At 62.1% G+C, this 6,613-nt stretch carries 4 protein-coding genes and 1 other annotated feature; all 4 genes read right to left on the bottom strand.

The genetic code is table 11. The annotated features are described in order from the left end of the window. Positions 1-840 precede the first annotated feature (840 nt). Positions 841-2,661, bottom strand: coding sequence for an LTA synthase family protein (locus WMO64_RS12045; RefSeq protein WP_349232145.1), 1,821 nt, complete (start codon positions 2,659-2,661; stop codon positions 841-843). A gap of 909 nt (positions 2,662-3,570) precedes the next feature. Further along, complete coding sequence (locus WMO64_RS12040) at positions 3,571-4,989, bottom strand: glycine--tRNA ligase (RefSeq protein WP_294521295.1); 1,419 nt, start codon at positions 4,987-4,989, stop codon at positions 3,571-3,573. A 77-nt stretch (positions 4,990-5,066) separates the two neighbouring features. Then, positions 5,067-5,270: a binding site (T-box leader), on the bottom strand. Between the two features lie 80 nt (positions 5,271-5,350). Continuing rightward, positions 5,351-5,722, bottom strand: coding sequence for a hypothetical protein (locus WMO64_RS12035; protein ID WP_349232144.1), 372 nt, complete (start codon positions 5,720-5,722; stop codon positions 5,351-5,353). A 224-nt stretch (positions 5,723-5,946) separates the two neighbouring features. Next, entirely contained in the window at positions 5,947-6,159 is a 213-nt protein-coding gene (locus tag WMO64_RS12030; RefSeq protein ID WP_349232143.1) for a hypothetical protein, read from the bottom strand. Between the last annotated feature and the right edge of the window lie 454 nt (positions 6,160-6,613).

Genomic DNA, 6,613 nt, shown 5'->3' with positions numbered 1-6,613 from the left:
CTTGTGGGATTTATCCCCGTGGACGAGCTGATGAAACAGGAAACGGCATGACCGAAGCCATGCCGTTCCTGCGAAAATTGATTTTGCTTTCTTATGACCCCCGACCATGTGGCGCGGGGGATGTTTTTTGTCCCTGGGAGAGATGCTCTGGAGGATGTCCTCCCTGGCTTCCCCCGCCAGGGAAGGCTTAGAACGCACCCCATAGGCTTTCCCCACCGGGGGAAGCTGTCACGCGAAAGCGTGACGGATGAGGGCAACTGCGGCAATTACTGAGTCCCTTCCCCTCATCCGCCCCAGTGTGCGCACTGGGGCACCTTCCCCCCAGGGGGAAGGCTTGCCTCGGGCATAGACTGAAACACGGCGCAGAGACTTTGTGCGGCATTGAGAACGCCCCTTGAATTGCAGGGGCTTCCAAGTCTGGGCGGGTAACTCTGCTCGGGCCTTGCAGTAACGGCACGCGGGGCACCGAACCGGCATAGTAACTACTCTCAAATACGGCGGGTCATTGGACACCGCCGCCGCCGGACGTACTCCGAAAGGGGGTACCAGGGGGAAACGGGCGCGTTTGGCCCTGGAAGGGCCCTCCGCGCCTGTTTCCCCATGGCGAGCTTTGCCTACTTTCCCTCGCTGGAAAGTAGGCCGCCGGAGGCGCGTCCTCGCAAGCTGCGTATCGCTCGCTTTGCTTAGTCCAGCTGCTCCCCTCATCCGTCTGGCCTTCGGCCAGCCACCTTCCCCCCAGGGGGAAGGCTTGGGCGCGACCCTTTTATCCTCTTCCATACAAAACAAAAACGCCCCCGGCGCCGCCCTTGTGCGCGGCGCCGGGGGCTCGCTCTCTTTTCTTCAGCCCACAAAGTGTTTCCGCCAGTAGTACTGAAGATTGTCGTACAGGTCGGCCAGGGCCTGATCCTCAGCGGTCAGATCCTTGGTCAGGTTTCCGTCCTCAAAGTAGAGGCCGGTGGGCACGTTGATGACGGGCAGGGCCTCCATCACCGGCCGGGTGGCCTGCATGAAAGCGGGACCCTCCCAGCCGCACAGGTCAAAGAGCTCGGTCATGAGGAAGTTGGGGCTCACGTCGGGGCCCTCGCCCTGGAAGTCGCAGCCCAGCACCTCTTTGGCCGCGTCGTTGGCCCAGATCAGGTAGCGGGTGGCGTAGTAGTTCAGGAAGCCCTCCTTGGTGGACAGGTCCAGGTCGATGCCCAGTTTGCTGTACACGCTGTTGGCGTCCCCCATCCAGGGGTTGTGGTCGCCGAAGAGCACGATGACCACCGGGTCCTTGCTCTCCCGGAAGTAGTCGAAAAACTGCTCCATATTGTCCCCGGTGTTCTTCAGGGAGCCGAAGTAGTTGTTCATCAGGTTCAGCTCCTCCTGGGTGTAGGACCCGTCGTCCACCACCCAGCCGTCCCCGTACCAGGTCCGGTCGGTGTCATAGGGGCCGTGGCCCTGGTAGGTCACGTTGAAGGAGAAGTAGGGCCGGTCGTCGCTGGCCTTGTGCTCCTCGTACAGATTGATGATCTCGGGGAAGAGCACGTCGTCATACCCGATGCCGCCGCCCGTCAGCTCCCCGTAGTAGTTCTCCACGAACTTGTAGTCCTCCAGGCCCAGGTTGGCGTTGATGTTCTCCCGGTTGTAGAACCAGGCGTAGCAGGAGTGGCTGCCGGTGGCGTAGTAGCCCTGATCCCGGAAGTACCAGGCGTAGGAGTTGGTGGGGGAGCGGAAGGACCCCAGGTCGGAGTAGCCGGTGAGGAAGCACCGCTCCGTGTCGATGGTGCCGCCGGCAAAGATGTTGGTCACCAGGTTGCCGGTGTAGCTCTCCGCCTCCAGCTCGTGGAACACCCGGTACACCTCCGGGTTCAGCTCAGGTACGCCGAACTTGGTGAAGTCGTTGTAGGCCTCCAGCTGGATGGTGAAGATGTCCACCTTCTGCTCCTCGGGGATGTCGGCGTCGGTGTACCCGGCCATGACCTCCTGGCAGGCCTTGGCGTCGTAGCCCTCGGGGGCCGGGTCGGAGGCCGAGCGGACGCTGTACAGGAAGGGGTAGAGGAAGCCCTTGGAGGTGTACACCTGGGTGGCCGACCAGGGGGAGATCAGGTCCTCGTTGCGGGTCTTGTTGTTGTAGAGGTTGGCGTCGGTGTACAGGGCGTACAGGGGAAAGGCCATCAGGGCGGTCACCAGGGCGCACAGCAGCCGGGGCTTCCAGGGGGTCTTGGCCCGGGCAAACAGCAGCAGGAACACCAGCCCCAGCACCAGCAGCGCCAGGGCCATCACCATGCTCTTGTTGAGGAACAGCTGGTACTTGCCCGCCATGTTGCCCGCTTCCCGGATGAGGAGGATGTCCTCAAACATCATGGGGTCGTTGCGGAAGGTGAGCTTGTAAAAGCTGGCAAAGGTGAGGCCCATGGTCAGGGCCGCCGTCAGCAGGTAGGAGATCCAGGCCCGGCCGATGAGGAAGTAGAGCAGCAGGGACAGGAACGCCACAGGCAGGATGTTGAGCAGGGCGATGAGAGGGTGGGTGAAGTAGCTGATGAACATGGCGGTGCGGTTGTCCACGCAGGCAAACCACAGGGACAGCACCCCCACGCACACCCCCATCAGCACGCACAGCACCGGGGTGAGCACCGGGTTCTTGGCAATGGGGTCCAGCTTTTGCAGAAATTTTTTCATAATTTTGACTCCGTTTTTACAAGGCAGGGAAAGAGAAACCGCCGCGCCGGCAGGCCGCCGGTGCGGCGGGTCTCGTGTGGAAACTTGAAAAGGTCTCTCCAGAGAAGGGCTTTCAGAGCGCACCTTACAGGCTTCCCCCGCTGGGGGAAGCTGTCGAGCGCCAGCGAGACGGATGAGGGGTACTGCATTGCGCATCGAAGGCTCTCCCCTCATCCGTCATTTGCTGCGCAAATGCCACCTTCCCCCCAGGGGGAAGGCTTAACTCGGTCAGAGACTGAAACACGGCGCAGAGGCCCCGTGCGGCATTGAGAACGCCCCTTGAATTGCAGCAACTTACAAGTCTGGGCGGGTAACTCTGCTCGGGCAGAGGGGGAGCGGCACGCAGGGCACCGAACCGGCGTGGTAACTACTCACAAATACGGCGGGTCATTGAATTTTGCCGCCGCCGGACCTCGTCCTCGCAAGCTGCGTATCGCTTGCCCCGGCATAAATTCCAGGGCTCGTTCACTCCGCTGCTCGTCCTCTCCCCTCGTCGCCGCAAGCTACATATCGTTCGCTTTGCCATAAATGGCAAAGCTCATTCATTGCGCTGCGGCTCCTCTCCCCACGAAAGGCGTTCCGCCTTCCGCGGGGGCCCCATATTTGCTTCGCTGGGCTCGTGCGGGGGCCCCGAGAGGCAGCCACCTTCCCCCAGGGGGGAAGGCTTGATTAGAACGCGATCTTCTCCTCGATATAGGCCTTCAGCTGGTCGATGGGCAGGCGCACCTGCGCCCCACGAAACAGGTTTCGCGGGGACCCCGAGGATTTTATCTGCTGGGGCGGAGTGAATCCGCCCCGCATCAGGGTTTTGTCTGCGCCAAAACCCTGCACGCCGCAAGCGGCGGACATGGAGCAGGAAGATGCTTCTCCTTAGAACGCGATCTTCTCCTCGATATAGGCCTTCAGCTGGTCGATGGGTAGACGGACCTGCTCCATGGTGTCCCGGTCGCGGACGGTGACGCAGTGGTCGGCGGGGGTCTTGTCGTCGCCCACGGTCTGGAAGTCCACGGTGATGCACAGAGGGGTGCCGATCTCGTCCTGGCGGCGGTAGCGCTTGCCGATGGAGCCTGCCTCGTCGTAGTCCACCATGAAGTACTTGGACAGCTCAGCGTACACCTCCTGGGCGGCGGGGCCCAGCTTCTTGCTCAGGGGCAGCACGGCGCACTTGAAGGGGGCCAGGGCGGGGTGGAAGCGCATGACGGTGCGGACGTCGTTCTTCTCCGCGTCCACCACCTCCTCGTCGTAGGCCTCCACCAGGAAGGCCAGGGTCACGCGGTCGGCGCCCAGGGAGGGCTCGATGACGTAGGGGATATAGTGCTCGTTCTTCTCCTGGTCAAAGTAGGTCATGTCCTTGCCGGAGTGCTCCTGGTGCTGCTTCAGGTCGTAGTCGGTGCGGTCGGCCACGCCCCACAGCTCGCCCCAGCCGAAGGGGAACATGAACTCAAAGTCCGTGGTGGCCTTGGAGTAGAAGGCCAGCTCCTCGGGCTCGTGGTCGCGCAGGCGCAGGTTCTCGTCCTTGATGTTCAGGCTGGTGAGCCAGTCGTGGCAGTACTTGCGCCAGTAGGCGAACCACTCCAGGTCGGTGCCGGGCTGGCAGAAGAACTCCAGCTCCATCTGCTCGAACTCACGGATGCGGAAGATGAAGTTGCCCGGGGTGATCTCGTTGCGGAAGCTCTTGCCCACCTGGCACACGCCGAAGGGCAGCTTCTTGCGGGTGGTGCGCTGGATGTTCTGGAAGTTGACAAAGATGCCCTGGGCGGTCTCGGGCCGCAGGTACACCTCGGTGGAGGTGTCCTCGGTGACGCCCTGGTGGGTCTTGAACATCAGGTTGAACTTGCGGATGTCGGTGAAGTCGCTCTTGCCGCAGCCGGGGCAGGGGATGCTGTTCTCCCGGATGAAGGCCACCATCTCCTCCTGGGTCATGGCCTCCACGTTCACGTCGGTGCGGCCCTGCTCCTGGAGCCAGTCCTCGATCAGCTTGTCAGCGCGGTGGCGCATCTTGCAGGCCTTGCAGTCGATGAGGGGGTCGTTGAAGGTGGACACATGGCCGGAGGCCACCCACACCTGGGGGTTCATCAGGATGGCGGCGTCCAGACCCACGTTGTAGGGGTTCTCCTGGACGAACTTCTTCCACCAGGCCCGCTTCACGTTGTTCTTCAGCTCCACGCCCAGAGGGCCGTAGTCCCAGGAGTTGGCCAGGCCGCCGTAGATCTCGCTGCCGGGATAGACGAAGCCCCGGCCCTTGCACAGGGCCACGATCTTTTCCATGGTCTTTTCGGTGTTCTTCATTATAAAACTCAAACTCCTTCTGTCTGTGATTTGCCGGTAAACGGGCGGCCGGAAAACAAAAACCGCCCTGAGCCTCAGCTCAGGGCGGAATATCTCCGTGGTGCCACCTGAATTCGGAGCGTGACCGCTCCGCACTCGAACCCGGTAACGGCGGGGACCGGCGGGGCATTTCCTCCCCGCGGCTTGCGGGCGCCTTCCGCGGGACCTTCGGGCGCCTTCCACCAGCCGGCGTCTCTCTCAGGTCCGGGTCTCCGCGTACTCCTCCCGGTCAATGCCTGTTTCTGCGGGACATTGTATCACCAAAACCGGGTTGCGTCAAGGACAGCGGGGGAAATGGGGGCAAAAAATTCGTGTTCCGCCTTCAGAACAGGCGGAGGAACTGGCCCACCACCACCGCCGCCATCACCACCACCGCCAGGGAGGCGGCGGCGTCCAGGGCCAGGCGGAGCCGGTGGGGGCGGCGGACACGGGGCGCGCCGCCTTCAGGGGCGCTTTTGTCCCCGGCGGGGGCGCATTCCCCGGCAGAACCGGCGTCGGGTTGGGCTTCCTCCTCCGGCTCCCCGGCCAGGGCCCGGCGGCAGGCGTCGAAGTCCAGCACCTTCCCCTCCGGCCGGGGCGCCTTGGGCCGGGAGCGGAGAAAGAGCATATCCCTGGGCGCGGGGGCGGCCTCCCCGCTGGCCATGTGGTATACAGTCAGACGCCGCGCGTCCAGGCGGTAGTAGATGGTCTCCATGGCGTTCCCTCCCGGCTTTGATGAGTCCAGAATAGCACATATTGCGTCCTATAAACCGGACTTTTAGATTCCGCCCCGGCAGGTCATTTTCCCGCCGTTATGGAACCTGCGTTCGAATATAGGATACAACAAATGTTCGAAAAAAGCAAGAGGGTTTTTCATCTTTTTTCGACCGGCCCCGTCCCGGAACCGGAGAACGCGCCTTTGACCTCCCCGGTCAGACTTCAGCCGTCCCGGGTCCCCTCGCCGGCGTCCTTGTCCCCGGCGGGGGAGAGGAGCTGGTAGATCTTCTCCGCCACCGGCGGCTCGCCTCCAGCCGCCCGCCAGCCGGCCGCAAAGGCCAGCCGCACCATGGAAAACAGATAATTCTCCGCCTCGTCGTACTCGTGCCGCTCCAAAAACGCGGAAAACGCCGCTTCAAAGTCGTTTGTGTACATTTTTATCACCTCGCCACTATTTTACACGATTAAACACTATAATGCAAAAGGAAATCGTGAATTATAGTATCATCTCGTGTAGAGGTGATACCGTGAAACCTTTGAAAAAAAGTGTCAGTATTACACTGGATATGCCTGTTTTGGAACAGATTCAGGCACTGGCGGAGGGGGAGGACCGGTCCCTGTCCAGCTATATCAACCTGGTGCTCAAGGCCCACCTGGAGGACCTGGAGAAAAAGAAACAGCAGCAGTAACGACAAGCCCGCGCCGCAAAAGCGGCGCGGGCTTGTCTGCGGTTTGATGGGCGGCGGAGGTTGTCCCCCTCATCCGTCTGGCCTTCGGCCAGCCACCTTCCCCCCAGGGGGAAGGCCTAGGACACGGTGCTTTCTCTGGCTTCCCCCTCTGGGGGAAGCTGTCGAGCGCCAGCGAGACTGATGAGGGGGACTGCGGCGCT

It is taken from the genome of Pseudoflavonifractor intestinihominis (assembly GCF_040096055.1).
GTDB classification, from domain to species: Bacteria; Bacillota; Clostridia; order Oscillospirales; family Oscillospiraceae; genus Pseudoflavonifractor; species Pseudoflavonifractor intestinihominis.
The sequence above is the reverse complement of the archived record's forward strand: the minus strand, read 5'-3'. Positions and strand labels throughout refer to the sequence as shown.